Genomic DNA, 20,119 nt, shown 5'->3' with positions numbered 1-20,119 from the left:
TCCTTCAGCTTTCTAAGCTTCTTCAGTAATCAGAACTCTGTCTTGGCCATCAAGTTCTGTCATCTCTACGATGATTTCTTCAGAACGGCTGGTTGGGATATTTTTCCCAACGTAATCTGGACGGATTGGCAATTCTCTATGTCCACGGTCAACTAGCACCGCAAGACTCACGCGCGCAGGACGACCATGGCCAACAATATTATCAATAGCAGCACGGATAGTACGGCCTGTATAGAGTACATCATCCACCAAGATAACTTCACGGTCAGTCACATCAACAGAAATCAAAGAAGTATCTTCTCCGCTTTTAACATCATCACGGAAAGGTTTGGTGTCCAATTCCACAACAGGAACAGTGATGTTTTCCAATTGCTCCAAGCGTTCTTTGATACGATGAGCGATGAAAACACCACGCGTTTTTATCCCAGCTAAGATAATTTTATTCAAATCTTTATTGCGCTCGATAATCTCATAAGTAATTCGCGTAATCGCTCGTTTGACAGTCAATTCGTCTACAACTTCTTTTGTCTTCATGACAAACCTCCAAAAAGAAAAGTCTCCTTCTACAAGGAGACTTGAAATGTATAGCCAAGCGAGCCCTACTATAAACAGTATAGACTTCACCCTTCTACTTTATCGCGCTCCTTGCCTGCCTCACGGGACAGGTTTAAAGGACTATTTAGTTACCATTTACTATAGCACAAAGCACCCTTAAAATCAAGCAAAAACTTTTTCAGAGTCCGCTTAAATATTACTAAAATCAGATAATTGGGGATAGTGGTCACATTCTGGATTTTTGGGATGGCAGATAGCTCGTCCAAAGTAAATCATGGCCTGGTGGGCTGCTAACCATTCTTCTGGTGGCAGAACGTCCATGACACGTTTTTCTACTTCAAGTGGCGTAGCTGATTTTTTAACGATATCGTGATGCTTACAGATACGCTCCACATGGGTGTCCACTGCAAAAGCTGGAATTCCAAAGCCCACGCTCATGACGACATTTGCTGTCTTGCGACCAACTCCTGCTAGACTTTCTAATTCCTCTCGAGTCTGAGGAACTTGACCATCAAAATCTTCTAGTAACTGTTGGGCACATTTTTTAAGGAATTTAGCCTTATTTCGATACAGTCCCAGGCGAGAAATGTGTGAAGCAATTTCACTCTCTGTCGCTACAGACATGGCTTGTGGCGTTGGAAAGGCTGCAAAGAGACCTGGTGTGGCCTTATTTACCGCTGCATCTGTGGTCTGGGCTGACAGCATCACTGCAACCAGTAGTTCAAAATGATTAGTAAAATCAAGACTAGGCTTAGCATCTGGAAAAAGGGCAATAATTTCCTCTATGACATGACGGGCACGTTTCTTGGATAAAACCATCTACTCGTCTCCATCAAATAGTCCTTGCAAGCCAGCAAATGGACTGTTTTCTTCTTTCTTGACTGCTTGTTGGGCTTGGTATTCTTCCTCAGTCATGATTTGCCAGTCATTTCCAGACACAAAACCTTGGCCCGCCTCTTCTTCTGCCGTCAAGACCTTGATTGGGATATTGAGCAAGATATTATCTGCTACGCTCTCAGCAAGGTCGATTTCCCCATTTTCGATAGGCAGGACCAGGTCATCATCAAGAACTTCCTGGTCTAGTTGATTGGTGGCGCCTTCCATGAAAACTTCCGTGACTGGATAAGACTCTGCCAACTCAACTGGCTCCATACTGCGACTGGAAGCAAGAACAATGGTGTAAGATAGTTGATAATCTAAGAAATACATACGGTCTTCGTGTTGGACCTTTCCCACCGCAAGGATATCTTTGACATCCAAAATTTCTTGATTCCGTTTACGCAAGTCTGTTGCTAGGTCTAAAGCTTGTTCAAAGTGCAAGCCTTCAGACTGCTTAAGAATTTCTTGAATATTTAACTTCATTTTTCCTCCATAAAGATGTACTCACTTGATTATACCATGAAAAGGCTATAAGTCAGCCTCCCAAACTTTGATATTAAAATCTCATTTTTTAACATATTTACTATGACAAGCTTTCCTATTAGTGCTATACTATAGGCAAGAATACATCAGAGCAAGGAGGATGCTCATATGGAAGACAAAGCACTCATCACTGAAGCTTATCAACTCCTTTCCGAGTTAAATAAAAGTTTCCAAAATTGTAAACAGGGAACAGCCGATGATCTTCGACTACAAGAGCTGCTGAACACCACTCTCAAGGAACTTAAAAAAGCGGAAAAGATTGACAACAGTATCTTAATCGACCTCGAGAAATTTTACCAACGTACCAGTCTTCTGATTGGACTGGGTAGCCTAAAACTGAATGATCAAGCACGCGCCGCTTGGCGCAACTATGACAAGTTCCACTACGAACATGTCAAACACGTACTGACTCTCTATGGACCTGTTTTTGGATTTTAGAGTTTAGAATTTTGGATTTTCTATTGACAAAATTTCCTTAAAGGTATAGGATAGAGGTACTAATACTCGGAGGTAAGGGAGACATGAACAACTAAGTCTATCAAATAAAGAATCTTTATTTAGTAGATCTTGTTTTTGTCTCTTTTTGTGTGCTCTTTTTATACTAGATTTTCTAGTATCTTGTCCTCATTGAAAATCAAAAAACTGGAAAGTTAATCATCTGCCCCTCTTGGGTTAGGCAACTCCAAACTAGTTTGACGACCTTTTCAATGAGGATATTAGAGTTTTTAACAGTGACTTTGGGCTCTACTAGATAAAGTAGAGCTTTTTGTTATGCACTATGGACATTCTAGAAAGGGCAACAATATGATAAAAATCAATCATCTAACCATCACGCAAAACAAAGATCTACGAGATCTTGTATCTTACCTAACCATGACTATCCAAGACGGAGAAAAGGTTGCTATTATTGGTGAAGAAGGAAATGGTAAATCGACCTTACTACGAGCTTTAATGGGGGAAGCATTACCTGATTTTACTATCAAGGGCGACATTCAGTCTGACCTTCAATCACTGGCCTACATTCCTCAAAAACTCCCCGAGATTCTGAAAAATAGGACTCTACACGACTACTTCTTTTTGGATTCTACTGAATTAGACTACAGTATTCTTTATCGTTTGGCGGAGGAGTTGCACTTTGATAGTGACCGTTTTGCTAGCGACCAAGAAATTGGGAGCCTCTCGGGGGGCGAAGCTTTGAAAATTCAGCTCATCCATGAGTTGGCAAAACCCTTTGAGATTCTATTTTTAGATGAACCTTCAAATGACCTAGACCTTGAAACAATTGATTGGCTAAAAGGTCAGATTCAAAAAACCAGGCAAACTGTTATTTTCATTTCCCATGATGAAGACTTCCTTTCTCAAACGGCAGACACTATTGTCCACTTGCGACTGGTCAAGCATCGGAAAGAAGCAGAAACACTAGTCGAGCATTTAGACTATAATCGCTATAGTGAGCAGAGAAAGGCTAATTTTGCCAGACAAAGCCAGCAAGCTGCTAACGACCAGAGAGCCTATGACAAAACCATGGAAAAACATCGCCGAGTTAAGCAAAATGTAGAAACTGCACTTCGAGCTACCAGAAACAGTACTGTTGGGCGCCTATTGGCTAAAAAGATGAAAAATATACTCTCTCAAGAAAAACGCTTTGAAAAGGAAGCCCAGTCCATGACCCAAAAGCCACTTGAAGAGGAGCAAATCCAACTTTTCTTCTCAGATATACAACCATTACCGGCTTCTAAAGTATTAATCCAACTGGAAAAAGAAAATTTGTCCATTGGAGAGCGCGTTTTAGCTCAGGGGTTACAACTAACGGTCCGTGGCCAAGATAAAATCGGTATCATCGGGCCAAATGGTGTTGGGAAATCAACTCTGTTAGCCAAGTTTCAACAACTGCTCAGCGCCAAAAGAGAGATTTCGCTTGGTTTTATGCCACAAGATTACCATAAAAAACTGCAATTGGATTTATCTCCAATAGCCTACCTCAGCCAAACTGGACGAAAAGAGGAACTACAGAAAATCCAATCTCACCTAGCCAGTCTAAATTTCAGCTATCCGGAGATGCACCACCAAATACGCTCCCTATCTGGCGGGCAACAAGGTAAACTCCTACTTTTGGATTTAGTCTTGCGCAAACCAAACTTTCTCCTTCTGGATGAGCCTACCCGAAATTTCTCTCCAACTTCCCAACCCGAGATCAGAAAACTCTTTGCCTCCTATCCCGGCGGTCTAATCACTGTTTCGCATGATAGACGCTTCTTAAAAGAGGTCTGTACGAACCTCTATCGCTTGACAGAAGAGGGTTTGGAAGTTGTTGATTTACAAGATTTTTAGATTTTAAACATAGCAAAAATCCAGAGAAACTTCTCTGGATTTTGTTTACATCTGTTTCAAACGCTCAATTCGTTCTGAGATAGGTGGGTGGGTGTAAAAGAGTTTTTGTAGTCCGCCACCTTTCTTGGGATCATTGATATAAAGAGCGCTGCTAGCATCGTCGACGTGGTGATGCATTGGCTCGCTATTGTCCAACTTGCGCAAGGCATTGATCATCCCTTGAGGATTGCGGGTCAGCTCCACACTGGATGCATCCGCTAGAAATTCTCGCTGACGAGAGATAGCTAGTTGTACCAAGGTTGCTGCAAGAGGTGCTAGAACAATGGCTAAGAGAGAGATAACAAGCATGATAATCTCTAGACCATTTCCATCACGATCATTATCACTCCGTCTGCGGCCTGCACCACCCCACCACATCATCCGTCCTGCCATACTAGATAGCATGGTAATAGCACTAGCAAGGGCGACAGCAATGGTCGAAATGCGGATATCGTAGTTTCGAATATGACTGACTTCATGACCCATAACAGCTTCTAGCTCCTCACGATTCATGATAGCCAGAAGACCCGACGTTGCTGCGACTGCTGCATTCTGCGGATTCGAACCTGTTGCAAAGGCATTTAAAGAAGAATCCTCAATGATGAAAACACGTGGCATGGGGATCTGAGCGACCATGGCCATATCTTCCACTACATGGTAGAGGTCTGGTGCCGTTTGCTCATCAACCTCACGCGCCCCATTCATAGACATAACAATCTCTGTTGATTGAAAGATCATGGTTAAGGCATAGACAAGACCAATGATTAGGGCTATGATCATCCCCCCAAGACCTGATCGCATGAAGAGATAGCCAACGGCATAACCAACCAGGGCCAAGAGTAGGAAGAAAACCAGCAACAAAATCCAGGTTTTTCGTTTATTGCTCGCAATTTGATCAAACAACATCTTAGTCACCTAATCCGCTAAAGTCAACTTTAGGAACTGCCTTTTCCTCTTCAGGTGTTTGAAGGAAGTCTGCAGCTTTAAAGCCAAATAGTCCTGCGATGATGTTGCTTGGGAAACTTTCAAGTTTTACATTGTAGTTGCTGACAACACTGTTGTAGAGTTGGCGTGAGTAAGAAATTTTATTTTCAGTATTGGTCAACTCTTCTTGTAATTTGATAAAGTTAGCACTAGCTTTCAAGTCTGGGTAATTCTCTGCTACTGCAAAGATACCAGAAATCTGGCGGGTAAGGGCATCACTGGCCTTCATAGCTTCAGCTGGTGAAGTTGCTGCGGCTACTTGTCTTCGAAGTTCTGTCACTTTTTCCAAGGTAGAACCTTCATATTTCGCATAGCCTTTGACTGTTTCAATCAAGTTTGGGAGGAGATCATTACGACGCTTCAACTGAACATCGATCTGGCTCCAAGCCTCCTTGGTTTGCATACGATTTTTCACCAAACCGTTATAGCTAACAATCACAAAAATAACAATCAGAGCCAAAACTCCAAGAATAATCCAAGTCATAATCTTATTCCTTTCTGCTTTTAGATTAATACTAGTATATCAAATTTTTAATGAATATGGTAAAATAAGATGATACTAGAGAAGGAAACTACTATGAAACCAGAAACATTTTACAGCCTACTAGCTGAGCAAAATCTTCCACTTTCTGACCAGCAAAAGAATCAATTTGAACGCTATTTTGAACTCTTAGTCGAGTGGAATGAAAAGATTAATTTGACCGCTATTACTGACAAAGAAGAAGTCTACCTTAAGCACTTTTATGATTCGATTGCACCCATCCTACAAGGCTTGATTTCAAATGAAACTATCAAACTTCTTGATATCGGAGCTGGAGCAGGATTTCCTAGTCTTCCTATGAAAATCCTCTATCCTCAGTTAGATGTGACCATCATTGATTCGCTAAATAAGCGCATCAACTTCCTTCAGCTTTTGGCTCAGGAGTTGGATTTGGATGGTGTTCACTTCTACCATGGACGGGCAGAAGACTTTGCCCAAGACAAGAACTTCCGTGCCCGGTTTGATATAGTGACTGCTCGTGCGGTTGCTCGTTTGCAGGTCTTGTCTGAATTGACAATTCCTTACCTTAAAGTTGGTGGCAAACTATTGGCACTCAAGGCCAGCAATGCCCCCGAGGAATTGCTAGAAGCCAAGAATGCCCTCAATCTGCTCTTTAGCAAGGTAGAGGACAACCTCAGCTACGCCCTGCCAAATGGAGATCCGCGCTACATCACTGTCGTCGAAAAGAAAAAGGAAACACCTAACAAGTACCCAAGAAAAGCTGGCATGCCCAATAAACGCCCTCTTTAAACAATTTACAAAATCATACCTCGCTCTCGCATTTCCGGGCTCGGGAAAAAATGATTTACAAAATCATTTTTTTCTGCTATACTATCACAAGCAAAGGTTTTTAATGTCATCCTGTGAGGTGACGAAGGCGCAGATTTATATAAATTTTTAAAAGATAGCTATTTTTTAAAAAGTCTTACTCTGAGGGCCTATTGCTGCAAAATAATGGGCTCTTTTTTGGTGCCCAAAAGTGAGGTTTTTATGAAACAGGAATCAACTGTTGACTTGTTACTAGACGTTGATCAACGTCCTTCTGCTGGTAAAGGTATTCTTCTAAGCTTCCAGCACGTATTTGCCATGTTTGGTGCAACCATTCTCGTTCCCTTAATTTTGGGAATGCCCGTATCGGTTGCTCTCTTCGCTTCCGGTATTGGAACACTTATCTACATGATTTCTACTGGCTTTAAGGTTCCAGTTTATCTAGGTTCTTCATTCGCCTTTATCACAGCTATGTCTCTAGCCATGAAAGAAATGGGAGGCGATGTCTCTGCTGCCCAAACGGGGGTAATCTTGACTGGTTTGGTCTATGTCCTTGTAGCAGCAAGTGTTCGTTTTGCAGGTACGAAATGGATTGATAAACTCTTGCCCCCAATCATTATCGGACCTATGATTATCGTTATCGGTCTTGGTCTTGCTGGTTCTGCTGTAACGAATGCTGGACTTGTAGCAGACGGAAACTGGAAGAATGCTCTTGTAGCCGTTGTTACGTTCTTGATTGCGGCCTTTATCAATACAAAAGGAAAAGGTTTCCTTCGTATCATTCCTTTCCTCTTTGCCATCATCGGTGGTTATATCTTCGCTATGATGCTTGGTTTGGTTGACTTTACCCCAGTCCTTCAAGCCAATTGGTTTGAAATTCCTGGTTTCTACTTGCCATTTAGTACAGGTGGAGCCTTTAAAGAGTACAACTTGTACTTCGGTCCTGAAACAATCGCCATCTTGCCAATCGCTATTGTAACCATTTCAGAACACATCGGAGACCACACAGTTTTAAGCCAAATCTGTGGCCGTCAATTCCTGAAAGAACCAGGACTTCACCGTACGCTTCTTGGTGATGGTATCGCGACATCTGTATCAGCCTTCCTCGGTGGACCAGCTAATACGACTTACGGCGAAAATACAGGGGTTATTGGGATGACTCGTATCGCTTCTGTCTCTGTTATCCGTAACGCGGCCTTCATCGCCATTGCTCTTAGCTTCCTAGGGAAATTCACTGCCTTGATTTCAACCATTCCAAATGCTGTGCTTGGTGGCATGTCCATCCTTCTCTACGGAGTTATCGCCAGCAATGGTTTGAAAGTTTTGATTAAGGAACGCGTTGACTTCAGCCAAATGCGTAACCTTATCATTGCAAGTGCTATGCTGGTACTTGGACTTGGTGGAGCAATCCTTAAACTCGGTCCAGTAACCCTTTCAGGTACTGCTCTATCAGCCATGACAGGAATCATCTTGAACTTGATTTTGCCACACGAAAATAAAGACTAATCATCTATACACAAAAAATCCACTCGATTGAGTGGATTTTTTAATTACTTACTCTTTATTTCCAACAGTAAATCTTTCAATGAAATAATGGTCACGGCTAGTAAAATCATAGCCATACCGATAAAATCAATCGCATAAAACTGTTCCTTCATAATCAGAAAGGCAAAGAAAACGGCAGAAATTGGTTCTATGGAAGCTAATAAACTAGACTTAACAGGGCCTATCAGACTAGCTCCCTTTAGGAAAGCTGTATAGGCAAAGACCGTTCCGATGATGATAATCCCAGCAAATGCAAAGAGAAAATCTAAGCTAGTCGGTATGCTGGCCTGTAAGACTCCTGTGAAAGGAAGAGCCACTACACCAGAAATAACCATCCCGACACCAATCACCAAAATACTACCCCACTTCTTAATCAAAGCAATAGGAAGGATGATATAGAGGGCATAGGTCAAGGCTGAAAAGAGGCCCCAGAACAGACCTAGGGGTGTGACAGACAACTGGTCAAGTTCCCCGTGCGTCGCAATCAGAAAGGTTCCTCCTATAGCCAATCCAATCGAAATAATCTCAGCCAGTGTCGGTGCTACCCTATCCTTCATACAGGTATAAACCAAGATCCCAACGGGGCACACATACTGGAGAACTGTCGCTGTTCCAGCATTGGTCTCCTGAATGGCAGAAAGATAGGCAAACTGGTTTAAGAAAAGTCCGAACACTGCAAATAGCAACAGAGATAGCAGACTTTTTCTATCTTTTAAAAAAGCATAGAGTTTATCCTTTGCAGTCACGTAGGATAAGAACACCAGTGCCAAGCCTGCAATGATAAGTCGCAAATTGGTCAAGACTAGAGCGGAAATCCCGTGTACCATCAGGTATTGGCCACTGGTTCCAGACAAGCCCCAAGCAATTCCTGCTACTACTGTATACAGAGTTCCTTTTACGATTTTTGACATGCTTCCCCCTACTCTTCTTGACGAATCATTTCCATGACTTGGTTTCGGTCAACTATCCACTGGGCACGCTCATCCTTCTCATACGTTCGATTGGATAAAAAGATAGCCGCTTCTTGTTTCTCTCGATTCCACATGATAAAGGTACCAGTATAACCCGTATGGTCGAGCCAAGCCCCTTCCAGATTCCAGGCTAGAGACCGCTCCTTATCCTCTAAGGGAGAAAAATTTCGGCTCAATTCTGCAGCAAAATCATCTTTCAAGTAATGTTCCAGAAAGATCTGCAAATCCTTAACAGTCGAAAACAAACCAGCACTTCCAGCGTGTTTCCCTAATAGACGAGCTTTGGGATCATGAATGATTCCGGCCTCCACCCCTCTCACTGTTGGGACAGCTTGCTCAACGGGACCGAACTTGGTCTCCTTCATTCTCCATGCTTCCAAAACTTGTTCTTCTATAATCTGATCCAAGTCTTGGTTAAAGATTTTTTCCAAAAGAAAGCCCAAGAGTAAAAAGTGAACGTCCGAGTATAGGAAGGCTGGCTGATTTCGTCTGTTGAGGTGAAACATGGCTTCTCTTAATTCCTCTGCACTTAACTTGTCTCGATTGGGAATAAAGGGGTCCAAGTCTGTGGCATGGGTCAGAAGCTGCCGTATAGTGATATCAGGATAATCACACTCCGGTAAAAAATCCGTTACCGGTCGATCAATATCGAATGTGCCCTGCTGCCACAAGAAGGTAAAAACCGTCCCCACTCCCACGACCTTACTCACACTGGCTAGATCATAAACCAAACCACTTTCTGTCTTCAAGTCTCGTTCTGGATCACTCAATCCTAGATAAGACTCTTTCCATTCACCATCCTTATAATATGCAAAAGAGGCCCCGGGATAAATCCCTGCCTCAATTTGATTTTCTATTTTTCTTAGAATTTTTTCCCACTTCATGCTTCTTCAAACCACAATTCAATGTTATTGGTATCTTTACCAAGGAAGAATTTTTCAGACTTAGGGACAAAGTAGCCTGTCTTTTCAAATTTCTGACGAAGACTGGTTAGATCAAAATTCTTGACTAAAAATTTTAACATCGTCAGGTCCCAAGTGACATTGTTTTCAACAGCCAAATCTGGTCCTTGTCCTTTAGTAAAGGTAATTACTGGCGCTACTCCTTCGGGATCAAGTAAACTCTCTGTCCCTTCAGGCAAACGCAACTCCATAGAAACCTCAAATTGGCTCACGTATTTTATACTTGTATTTGAATAAAATTCAGGAACAGTTTCCAGTGGAACCAAATCTCTTATATCATCTTCTGCATGAACAAGGATCACATCCTCTTCAGGAGAAACAATCTCAAAAGCATACCCACGGTTACCTTTAAATAAGCGAGGAAGAGACTTCATCTGAGAAAGGAGGGCCTCGATTTCAGAGGGATTTTCAACCTTTATCAAGAGTCTAGCTAGCTTCTTAAGCCCTTCAACTCTGCGTGTTCGCATGCTTGGAGCCTCTTCTAAAATCAATCTCTCCGTAGCTGTCTGGTCGCCTAAGGAAAGAAAGGCAGACTCTTCCAGCAAAGGTTTCATCCCCAGGGTTTCAATGTAAAAACTTTCATTTAATTTTCGATTATTAACTTTCAAAGTCGGAACGATCCGAACAATCTCATTCACATTCATATATTCCTCCAACTCTTTTATTTTAAAGGATTTTCGAATATTTTACAAGCCATATCTATTTTATTTAAAAATTTTATAACAAAAAAACTGGGATTCCCCAGTTTTATTTTTTATAGGTAAAGTAATTTGAATAGTGCTACTGCTGCAATACCCGCTGCAATTGGAGCTACAACCGGAACCCATGCATACCACCATTTTGAATCACCCTTGTGTTGACCAAGAACTGATTTTGGAAGGAGTTCATGAAGAAGACGTGGTCCAAAGTCACGAGCTGGGTTCAAACCAGGTCCAGTAGGTCCACCGAGTGAAGTTACCAAGGCCATTACTAGGAAACCAAGTGCCAAGTGCGCAACTGAGATCCCAGCAGCTGTATGTGGAGCTACTTGAGCTTTCACTGCCAATTCACTTAAATCAACAGTTTGTCCAGCTTGAGTAGCCATTTGTTTCATGTATTGAAGAACCTCAGCACCAAAGAAGTTTTTAGTCAAACCAAGTGCTGCAAAGAAAAGAACAAATGAACCTACAAACTCATTGAGGAAACCGTTAACAGTAGCTGCAAAACGTGATTCTTTTGTACCGTGGTCGATGCTTGAAATCGTTGAGAAGGTACCCAAGATATTGTTTGGATTTTCTGTCTTCAAGTAGTAAGGACGGTGAGTCGCTACAACCAAAGCTTGACCAAAGATTGCTCCCAAAACTTGTGCTAGGATGTAATATGGTACTTGCTCCCAAGAGAAAAGTCCACTAACAGCAAGTCCAAGAGTGAAAGCTGGGTTGATGTGGTTACCAGATACATTACCAAACATCAAGGCTGGGATCATAACCCCCATACCATAACCAACCGCGATAACGAGCCAGCCACTTTGGTGACCTTTCGTACCTTTAAGTTCAACGTTAGCAACTGCACCATTACCAAGAATGATCAAAATAGCAGTTCCCAAGAATTCTGTGGCATATTTAATAGCCCATGTAAAATCCATTTGATAGATTCTCCTTAAATTTTTTTAGACAATCCTTATTCTATCAATTTTTAGGCCTTTTAGCAATATCTTTTCTAAAAGAATCTATGGAAAACGCTTTATTTAACTTATCTTTAAGAAAAGGACAAAAGAAGTCAAACTCCTTTTGTCCTAATCGTTATTCTTGACGTTGACCAAAATCTGCAATCATCTGCTCCATCTCTTGGCGACTCGGAGTGGTCAACATATAAAGGTAGTCCCCTTGTAGCTCTGCAAAGGCTGCTGGCATGATTTTTTTGACCTTGAATTGCTGGCTGTACTTAGCAAGCAAGTCTTCTTCTGAATAGACATAGTTTGCATTGGCACGACGTGATGTAGCTAAACAGTATTGTGGTTCAAACTCTGATGCTGGGAACTCTTCTCCTGCGACAATAGCTGCATAGCCACGATAGAGGTCCAAAGAGTGAGCAAAGTTATAAACATCAATGGTAAAGCCACCTGCAGGACGGTTATTGTACTCAATGGCAATGTAGTCGTCCCCGTCACGGAAAAACTCGATATGGAAAAAGCGTTCTCTCATTCCAAATTCTTTGACGATGGCCTCACCATACTTGCGCAGCTTAGAATCCATATCCTTAAGCACATAGTAGGAATTGTCCATCTTATAAATCATGAGATCAAGTGGTGTATGGGCGTAGTCAAAAGTCGTTGAAAAGACGATATTGCCACCCTTGTCCACAAACCCGTCAAAGGTACAGATTTCACTAGAAGTGACAAATTTCTCAAAGAAATAAACGGTAGAATGGTCCCATTCTTGCTTGAACCGGTCCACATCTTCCTGACTTTCCAACTTAAAGGTAGCTGCTGCTCCCACTCCATTATCCGGTTTGGCAATCATTGGTAAGCCAATCGTCTCGACTGCTTGGTCTACATCTGCTTCTGTCTGGATAACAGCCCCAGGTACAACAGGTACGCCTGCCTTTTGGAAGAGTTTCTTCATCTCAGACTTAAACTTGGTTTTTTTAAGGTCTTCGGGTTTGGCACCAAAGACATTGAATTGTTCTCTGAGTGTTGCGTCTAGTTCAAGCCAGTATTCATTGTGGGACTCGATACGGTCGATTGGGCCATGCTTATAAAATAGAAAGGCAACTGCACGTTTGACTTCGTCTATGTTCTCAAGATTGTCCACCCGGAAATACTCGGTTAGACTATTACGCAAAGGCTCATCTAGTTGTTCGTAAGGCTCCTGACCAATTCCCAAGACTGTGATGCCTTTATTAGCTAACTCGATGGTAAACTGTTGAAAGTTTTGCGGATAGTAGGGAGAAATAACAAGGTAATTCATAGGCAACTCCTTTTATAGATACAGGTGTCCAAGAAAATAGGGCATTTGTTTACGCCACCATTCCCAGTCGTGGGCGACATCGTGTCCCCATTCAGCAAACCAGGCTGGAATTTGTTTCTGGTCAAAGGCTTCTTTGAGCTTGTAGAAAGATGGCAGACCATCTTGTTCCCAGGCACCAAGTCCCGTACAAACGACGATTTCTGCCTGACGGTAACGATCAATAAACCAGCCGTCGTTTTGATTCCAGATATAATCTACTGGCGAGTTTTGGTAAATAGCATCGTCATTGTAGTAATCGCCAACAAAGAAACGTGCGTCGTAAACACCACTGAGGGCAATCACCTTGGTAAAGACATCTGGATGCTGGAGAAAGAAATTAAGTGCATGGTAAGCCCCCATTGAGCATCCTGTCGTCATCATGCCATCAAACCAACCTGTCTTATGCTTGATAAAAGGAATGGCCTCCTCAATTACATAGCGTTCGTAGGCGCGGTGCATCTCCGCCTGGTCATGAGCATTTTTCCAAGTAGCCAGCCAGCTCTCACTGTCCACACTGGATAGCGTAAAGAACTGGACGCGGCCCTCCTCGATAAAGGAAGCACAGGCATCAATCATGCCAAAATCATAGTATTCATTGTGACTGCCACCAGATGAAGCAAAAACAACAACTGGAATCCCAGCATGTCCATAACGGTTGAGATACATTTCACGGTTGAGATGGCCACTCCAGTGGCTAAGGTTTTCAATATGCATTGGCTTTCTCCTTTCCTAACTTACCATTTCTCTGCAAAAAATCGGAGACAGTCTGGTAAATTTTCCGACCAAGGGATTTCACTATGGATCGCACCAGACTGAACTTTCAAGACAAGATTATCCAGATGAACTCCCCCTGCAATCAAATCATGGTAATAGCGAAGCGATGAGTCGATATAGGCTTGCTTGATATTGCCAGCCATCAAGGTCTTGTCTGTATCATCCGCTTCTTCTGTTCCTACATAGATAAAAATGCGCTGTTCAGGCGTCAATTTTTTACGCTCGATATAGCGGTTAAATGCTTCTTGGTGGAGCCAGTTAGCAGATGAAAAGACACCTAGACAACCAATTCGATCTTGGTACTCTAGTCCGATAAACTGGGTGATATTGCCTCCTAGCGACGAACCAATCATAGCGGTGTGCTGGCGATCAGCTTTGGTACGATAGGTTTCATCGATAAAAGGCTTGACCACCTCCATGACAAACTCGGCATACTCCACACCCTTACCACCAAACTGCTGGCCTGGAATAGGAGATTCTTGAAACTTCCAAGCTGCATACTCATTCATCCGCCCCATACCATCATTGTCAATAGCAACAACAATCATGCGACTGATGTCAGGATTCCGCTTAATGGCCGGAATGATCTTCCAAGAGTGTCCGATATAGGACTCCTTGCTGTAAAAGACATTTTGCCCATCATGAAAGTAAACTACAGGATAAAAACGGTCTGTGTCCTTCTCGTAGTCCTTTGGCAGAAGCACACGCACACGACGCTCTTTTCCAGTATAAGGCACCTTGAGTTTGTGTTCTTTCATTTTTAAGTAAAAGTAGGAATGATTCATTGTCAGAAAACTCTCTATATTCAAAATTTTATCTCATTATACCATAAAAATAGAAAAAAAGTCAGTAATTGTCCATTTTAAGGATAAATAACTAACTTTTTCATTTATTTTTTTGAATTCTTCTGGATTTTATAATTAGAGGAGATTGTCAATTAACTCATCGACAGCATCTTTTTCAACCTGGGGAGTGATTTCAGTAATCATAATCCCAGCCACTGCTCGCTCAACCAAGCCTTCAACATCCATGCGTTTTTCATACTGCTCTGCATTCTCTATCTTAGGATTTGTCTTGGGACGGTCAGGCGCAAAAATTGTACAACAGTCCTCAAAAGGCTGGATTGAAATTTCAAAGGTATCGATTTCCTGCGCGATATCAATGATTTCCAACTTGTCCATCGTAACCACGGGACGAATGATAGGAGTGCTGGTCACAGCGTTGATAGTCTGCATGCTTTCCAAGGTCTGGCTAGCTACTTGACCAAGACTTTCCCCATTGATGATAACTAAACCATTTCTCACCTCTCGAATACGGTCGGTAATGCGCATCATAAAACGACGGGTCAAGGTCATGAGGTAGGCTTCTGGTGCCTTAGCCTTGATTTCCTCTTGAATCTCTGTAAAAGGCACCTCGATAAACTGGATATTGCCACCAAACTTGGTCAATTTCCGAGTCAAATCGTGGGCTTTCTTGAGGGCACCAGGACTTGTGTATGGCGGGCTAGCAAAGTGGACGGCTTCAATATCTACCCCACGTTTAAGAGCTAGATAACCTGCTACAGGTGAGTCAATCCCTCCTGACAACATGAGCATACCTTTACCAGAACTTCCCACAGGTAATCCTCCTGCTCCACGAAAAGTTTCATAGGAAAGATAGGCAGCCTCTTCACGAATCTCAACCTGAAGATTAATATCTGGATTTTTCATCTGAGCTTGCACGTTTGGAATAGCCTCGAAAACAGCTCCACCAAGAGTTTGATTCAGTTCACGACTATCCAATTCAAAGTTGTGATCGCTACGCTTGCTAGTGATTTTAAAGGTCATGCCTTCCTTGTAGATTTCCTTCATAATCTCTTGGACAGCAGACTTCAGAACGTCCACTGACTTTTCAATCTTATACACAGGAGAAAAATTTTGAATTCCAAAGACTTGTTTGAGTGATTCTGCTACTGCTGTGTAATCAGCTCCATTGAGGTAAGCGTGGGCACGGTCGCGATCTGCGGTTACCTTAACTTGAGGATAGATAGACAAAACGTCTGAAATATTATTACGAAGTTTATTAATGAAACGCATACGATTTTTGTGCTTGGTTGACAATTCTCCGTAACGAATCATAATTTCTGAATACTGCATAAATGCTCCTATCTTACTTTTCTAGTTTGATTGTAAATTAATTTTAGCTTGGTCAAAAACTGCTCGACTTGACTCATATCATTTTCCAGGTCTAGGCTTAGACGCACAGCTGACTGGGCCTTATCTTTGTCCACTCCCATGGCAATCAAGGTCCCCGCAGGTTTTCCTGCCTTGGACGAACAAGCAGAGGTTGTGGAAATGAAAATATCATAGTCTTCAAAGGCGTGAACGATGACTTCACCACGAACACCCTTAATCCCAAAAGTCAGGATATGAGGGGCAAAGTCTTCCTCATCTGAAAAGACAAAAATATCTGGATAATCCAGAAGAGCTTGACGAATGACTGCCTTCATCTGCCCTGTCTTACTAGCAAAGATATCTAACTTTTCCATAGATAAACGGAGAGCTTTGGCTGTCGCTGCAATTCCAGCAACATTTTCAGTTGTCGAACGATAGTCTCGCTCCTGACCACCACCTGTTAAAAGAGGCATGATCCTCTTACCAGACTTGATATAGACAAATCCAACACCTCTGACACCATGAAACTTATGACTTGAAAAGGTCGCAAAATCCACTCGATCAGTTAGATACTTTTCAGTTGGAATCTTAGCAAGTGCCTGAACCGCATCAACATGGAAGGAAATAGTCGGCTTATCTGCTAACAGTTTCGAAATAGCCTCAATAGGCTGGATAGAGCCAATTTCGTTGTTAACTGCCATGATGGAGACAAGGGTCGTATCAGGTCGTAGCAAATCTGCTAATGCTTCAACATCCACAAATCCTTTCTCATCAACTGGAGCAAAATCTATTTCAAAACCTTGACTATTCAGCCAAAGGGCTGATTCCTTGACTGCTGGATGTTCAATAGCTGATACGATGATGTGCATACCAAACTGGGCTTTTTCAAAGGCCACACCCTTGATAACCCAGTTATCTCCTTCTGTTCCACCAGAGGTAAAGAAGATTTCATCACTCTTCTTGCCAATTAAATCTGCAATTTGCTGCCGGGAAGCATCTAAAATTCGTGTTGCCTGATCTCCCAGACGATGGAGACTAGACGGATTTCCTACAATTTTTGAAGCAACCTGCATGTAGGTTTCAAGTGCTTCAGGATAAGGCTTGGTTGTCGCCGAATTATCAAAGTAGATCATGTTTTCTCACGCTTTCTAAAATCACTCCTTCTATTGTATCACGAAAAGAGACCTGCGACAAGAAAGGGAGGTTTCTCTTTTTTTAAGATTTTTTTAAAGAAATGAGGTATAATAAATCATAATTAAAGGAGAGTATCATGTCTAACTATCGTAGAACTTCAAAACCAAAAACAGAACACATCAAAAAGGGATTTACTGTCTTTCAAAAAACGATTGCTACCATCGGTAGTATCCTTGGTCTCATCACCGCTACTATTACCATCATGAACGCGATGGATAATAACAAGAACAACAAAAAAGAACCGACGACAACTCAAACAACTGTTGTCAAGGAAATTCAAAAAGAATCCCCTCAGGAAAATACTACTCCTAACAGGGACAACACTTCTACTAAAGAAAATACCCTACAAGAAGAAACTTCTCAATCCAATAAAAAAGAGGAGAAAAAAGAAGAACAGAAAACAACAACTCAGGACTCTTCTACACCTGCTACAAATAAAGAAACAAGCGATAACGGTACACAGTCAAATACGACGAGTTCTGAAACTAAAACGAACCAGTAGTCACTAAAATAGCTTCTTTCCAGATTTGGAAAGAAGCTATTTTTTTATTGTTGCAATACTTTTCGTGGTTTGGTTCCCTCAGCTGGACCGATGACACCTGCCATTTCGAGTTCTTCCATCAGGCGGGTCGCACGGTTGAATCCAACTGACAAACGACGCTGAATCATCGAAGCGCTAGCTTTCTGGGTTTCGATAACCAAAGCCTTAGCTTCTTCAAAAAGCGGATCGCCACCAGCTTCACCGTCTGAGAAATCTCCTTCATTTTCAGGAACATCTCCTGGGTCAAAGCTTTCATCGTAGTCCGCATCTGCCTGAGCCTTGATGAAGTTTACGATGCGTTCGACATCATCATCTGAGATAAAGGATCCTTGCAGACGGACTGGGTGATTTTCATCAATTGGTTTAAAGAGCATGTCTCCTCGACCAAGCAGTTTTTCAGCTCCATTTTCATCCAAGATGGTTCGTGAATCTGTTCCTGATGAAACTGCAAAAGCCACACGAGATGGGACATTGGCCTTGATAAGACCAGAGATGACATCAACCGATGGGCGCTGTGTTGCGAGAATCATGTGAATCCCTGCAGCACGCGCCTTCTGTCCGAGACGAATGATAGCATCTTCCACTTCCTTGCTAGCCACCATCATAAGGTCAGCCAACTCATCCACAATGACAACAATCAAAGGTAGGGGTATTTGTTTGTACTCAGATTGGCTATTAAATTCCTCGACCTTGGCATTGTAACCAGCGATATTTCGTACTCCAACCTTAGCAAAGAGTTCATAACGGTTTTCCATCTCATCCACCACCTTTTGGAGAGCCTTGCTGGCCTTGCGTGGATTGGTCACAACTGGAATCAAGAGGTGAGGAATGTCATTGTAAACCGATAACTCAACCATCTTAGGATCGACCATCATAAACTTGACCTGGTCGGGTCTTGCTTTCATCAGAATACTAGCGATAATACCATTAACTGCGACTGACTTCCCGGATCCCGTCGAACCTGCAACCAGTAGGTGTGGCATCTTGGAAAGGTCAAAGGTGCGAGCAGTTCCATTGACAGCCTTACCTAGAGGGATTTCGAGGAGATTTTCTGGTTTAGTTTGAGACTGTTCCCAGAGCTCACGGAAGGAAACAGTCGCAATCTCAGAGTTAGGAACTTCAATTCCAACTAAAGATTTACCAGGGATTGGAGCCTCTATCCGAACATCCTTAGCTGCTAGAGCTAGCGCTAAGTCATCAGCCAGATTGGAAATGCGGTTAACCCGTACACCGACTGCTGGTTTGACTTCATACTTGGTAACTGATGGTCCAATTTCAGCTCGTTCAACCGTCACCTTGATACCAAAGCTGGCAAAGGTTTCTTCTAGGATTTTGATATTTTCTCGAACAATCTTCTTTTCCTTGGACTGATCTTTGGGTTTATCTGGCGCAAAGAGTTGCAAGCTTGGAAGTTTGTATTCGAGGGCTTCCTTGGTAGAAAAATCAACCTGCACCTCTTCATCCTCAAAATCTTCTTCCACATCTGAAACGTCAAAGTCAGTTTGAGGGAGAATAATCTCCGGTTCAATCCATTCTTCCTCAGGAATTGGTGGGAAATCGTAGACTGGTACTTCTGATAAGATTTCTCCCGTTTCAGGATCTACAGGAGGAAGCGGTAATGCATCCTGTTCTTCTTGTTCTCTCTGAATTCTGGCAGCTTCTTCAGCTTCTTGACGTGCCTTCTCTTCTTCTCTCTTGATGAAGCGTTCCTGTTTTCTCTGTTCCTGTTTTTCCATGAAGGATCTAAACTGAGCTCCAATAAAGGCTGCAACATCATAAATAGACCAAGGACTGATCAAGAGTGCCCCAACTAGAATCAAAAGAACTCCAATAAAGTACGACCCGATATTTGAGAAAAGAAAGGCTATGGGAATATAAAGTCCGACACCAAGCAGGCCTCCACCAGCAAAGCTAGTCACCCGCATACCAGTCAGGTCCGTCATAACTTGAGACAGGGTCCCTTTTAGGACTGACTGCTCCAAGCCATATTTCCATACCAAGTAGGCCTCAAAAATCAAGAGCAAGCCAGCAAAGATACAGAGAAATCCTGATAGAAGTCCCTCTTGCTTGCGGATCCATTTAAATAGAAAGAGATAAATGAGAAGGGCACCAATGGCCACATAGGCCAAACTTCCAACCACCAGTCGAATGAGATTGTAAAGAGTGACACCTGCTGCACCGAGTTTAAGGACTGCAATAATCAACAATAAGGCAATTCCTAAGGAAATTAGCATCCTCTGGATAGCCTGTTTTCTTTCAAGTTCTGCTTTAGACGGTCTCCGTCTTGTTTTTGTAGTATTCTTGTTTGCCATTCTTTTATTATACCATATTTCACAGCCATTTCGAATAGAG

Annotated in this window: 20 protein-coding genes; 5 read left to right on the top strand and 15 right to left on the bottom strand. The window is 42.4% G+C overall.

The features are described from left to right. Positions 1 to 12: 12 nt before the first annotated feature. From pyrR to MK385_RS05800, 3 genes are all read right to left on the bottom strand, one after another. Positions 13 to 534 (bottom strand): bifunctional pyr operon transcriptional regulator/uracil phosphoribosyltransferase PyrR, encoded by a 522-nt coding sequence (gene pyrR / locus MK385_RS05810; protein ID WP_000850018.1) that lies wholly within the window; start codon positions 532 to 534, stop codon positions 13 to 15. Between the two features lie 210 nt (positions 535 to 744). Continuing rightward, on the bottom strand, positions 745 to 1,374 hold the full coding sequence (nth, locus tag MK385_RS05805) for an endonuclease III (protein WP_268725527.1): 630 nt from the start codon (positions 1,372 to 1,374) through the stop codon (positions 745 to 747). Next, positions 1,375 to 1,917 (bottom strand): YceD family protein, encoded by a 543-nt coding sequence (locus MK385_RS05800; protein WP_268725526.1) that lies wholly within the window; start codon positions 1,915 to 1,917, stop codon positions 1,375 to 1,377. A gap of 168 nt (positions 1,918 to 2,085) precedes the next feature. Here MK385_RS05800 and MK385_RS05795 point away from each other — a divergent pair, with 168 nt between their 5' ends. Together MK385_RS05795 and MK385_RS05790 are read left to right on the top strand one after the other, a co-directional pair. Further along, complete coding sequence (locus MK385_RS05795; RefSeq protein WP_042767715.1) at positions 2,086 to 2,415, top strand: hypothetical protein; 330 nt, start codon at positions 2,086 to 2,088, stop codon at positions 2,413 to 2,415. A gap of 333 nt (positions 2,416 to 2,748) precedes the next feature. Then, positions 2,749 to 4,308, top strand: a complete 1,560-nt coding sequence (locus MK385_RS05790) for an ATP-binding cassette domain-containing protein (protein WP_268725525.1) — start codon at positions 2,749 to 2,751, stop codon at positions 4,306 to 4,308. 45 nt (positions 4,309 to 4,353) lie between these two features. On the opposite strand, the gene htpX is transcribed toward MK385_RS05790, so the two are convergent. Then, a complete protein-coding gene (gene htpX / locus MK385_RS05785; RefSeq protein WP_268725524.1) occupies positions 4,354 to 5,253 on the bottom strand; it encodes a zinc metalloprotease HtpX in 900 nt (299 codons plus the stop codon). A gap of 1 nt (position 5,254) precedes the next feature. Further along, positions 5,255 to 5,815 carry a LemA family protein gene (locus MK385_RS05780; RefSeq protein ID WP_000219838.1) on the bottom strand — a complete coding sequence of 187 codons (561 nt, stop codon included), beginning with the start codon at positions 5,813 to 5,815 and terminating at the stop codon, positions 5,255 to 5,257. 93 nt (positions 5,816 to 5,908) lie between these two features. On the opposite strand from MK385_RS05780, the gene rsmG reads away from it, so the two are divergent. Then, positions 5,909 to 6,622, top strand: coding sequence for a 16S rRNA (guanine(527)-N(7))-methyltransferase RsmG (gene rsmG, locus MK385_RS05775; protein ID WP_247931220.1), 714 nt, complete (start codon positions 5,909 to 5,911; stop codon positions 6,620 to 6,622). A 240-nt stretch (positions 6,623 to 6,862) separates the two neighbouring features. Further along, the gene (locus MK385_RS05770) at positions 6,863 to 8,146 is read left to right on the top strand and encodes a uracil-xanthine permease family protein (RefSeq protein WP_000808282.1); all 1,284 of its coding nucleotides are present in this window, start codon (positions 6,863 to 6,865) and stop codon (positions 8,144 to 8,146) included. A gap of 44 nt (positions 8,147 to 8,190) precedes the next feature. On the opposite strand, the gene MK385_RS05765 is transcribed toward MK385_RS05770, so the two are convergent. The 9 genes from MK385_RS05765 to MK385_RS05725 all read right to left on the bottom strand — a co-directional run bounded on the left by MK385_RS05765 (position 8,191) and on the right by MK385_RS05725 (position 17,165). Further along, positions 8,191 to 9,096, bottom strand: a complete 906-nt coding sequence (locus tag MK385_RS05765; protein ID WP_268725523.1) for a DMT family transporter — start codon at positions 9,094 to 9,096, stop codon at positions 8,191 to 8,193. A gap of 8 nt (positions 9,097 to 9,104) precedes the next feature. Then, positions 9,105 to 10,040 carry a serine hydrolase domain-containing protein gene (locus tag MK385_RS05760; protein ID WP_268725522.1) on the bottom strand — a complete coding sequence of 312 codons (936 nt, stop codon included), beginning with the start codon at positions 10,038 to 10,040 and terminating at the stop codon, positions 9,105 to 9,107. After that, the gene (locus MK385_RS05755; protein ID WP_049479072.1) at positions 10,037 to 10,762 is read right to left on the bottom strand and encodes a CppA N-terminal domain-containing protein; all 726 of its coding nucleotides are present in this window, start codon (positions 10,760 to 10,762) and stop codon (positions 10,037 to 10,039) included. The genes MK385_RS05760 and MK385_RS05755 overlap by 4 nt, the downstream gene beginning before the upstream one ends. Before the next feature lie 110 nt (positions 10,763 to 10,872). Continuing rightward, positions 10,873 to 11,742, bottom strand: coding sequence for an aquaglyceroporin Gla (gla, locus tag MK385_RS05750; protein WP_000348117.1), 870 nt, complete (start codon positions 11,740 to 11,742; stop codon positions 10,873 to 10,875). A 157-nt stretch (positions 11,743 to 11,899) separates the two neighbouring features. Beyond that, a complete protein-coding gene (locus MK385_RS05745; protein ID WP_268725521.1) occupies positions 11,900 to 13,066 on the bottom strand; it encodes an ATP-grasp domain-containing protein in 1,167 nt (388 codons plus the stop codon). 12 nt (positions 13,067 to 13,078) lie between these two features. Beyond that, positions 13,079 to 13,819, bottom strand: coding sequence for an esterase family protein (locus MK385_RS05740; protein WP_044021030.1), 741 nt, complete (start codon positions 13,817 to 13,819; stop codon positions 13,079 to 13,081). Between the two features lie 20 nt (positions 13,820 to 13,839). Further along, on the bottom strand, positions 13,840 to 14,664 hold the full coding sequence (locus tag MK385_RS05735) for an alpha/beta hydrolase (RefSeq protein ID WP_167266243.1): 825 nt from the start codon (positions 14,662 to 14,664) through the stop codon (positions 13,840 to 13,842). A 135-nt stretch (positions 14,665 to 14,799) separates the two neighbouring features. Then, complete coding sequence (gene thiI, locus MK385_RS05730; RefSeq protein WP_049477630.1) at positions 14,800 to 16,014, bottom strand: tRNA uracil 4-sulfurtransferase ThiI; 1,215 nt, start codon at positions 16,012 to 16,014, stop codon at positions 14,800 to 14,802. An 8-nt stretch (positions 16,015 to 16,022) separates the two neighbouring features. Continuing rightward, the gene (locus MK385_RS05725) at positions 16,023 to 17,165 is read right to left on the bottom strand and encodes a cysteine desulfurase family protein (RefSeq protein ID WP_049518978.1); all 1,143 of its coding nucleotides are present in this window, start codon (positions 17,163 to 17,165) and stop codon (positions 16,023 to 16,025) included. 137 nt (positions 17,166 to 17,302) lie between these two features. Between MK385_RS05725 and MK385_RS05720 the strand changes: the two genes are divergently transcribed. Continuing rightward, positions 17,303 to 17,728, top strand: a complete 426-nt coding sequence (locus MK385_RS05720) for a DUF6556 family protein (protein WP_049479078.1) — start codon at positions 17,303 to 17,305, stop codon at positions 17,726 to 17,728. Positions 17,729 to 17,772: 44 nt separating this feature from the next. Here MK385_RS05720 and MK385_RS05715 read toward each other — a convergent pair whose 3' ends face one another. Then, positions 17,773 to 20,079 (bottom strand): DNA translocase FtsK, encoded by a 2,307-nt coding sequence (locus MK385_RS05715; RefSeq protein WP_326845579.1) that lies wholly within the window; start codon positions 20,077 to 20,079, stop codon positions 17,773 to 17,775. Positions 20,080 to 20,119 lie beyond the last annotated feature (40 nt).

The organism is Streptococcus oralis (genome assembly GCF_026782125.1).
Classification (GTDB): Bacteria; Bacillota; Bacilli; order Lactobacillales; family Streptococcaceae; genus Streptococcus; species Streptococcus oralis_CE.
This window is presented reverse-complemented; position numbering and strand designations above follow the sequence as displayed.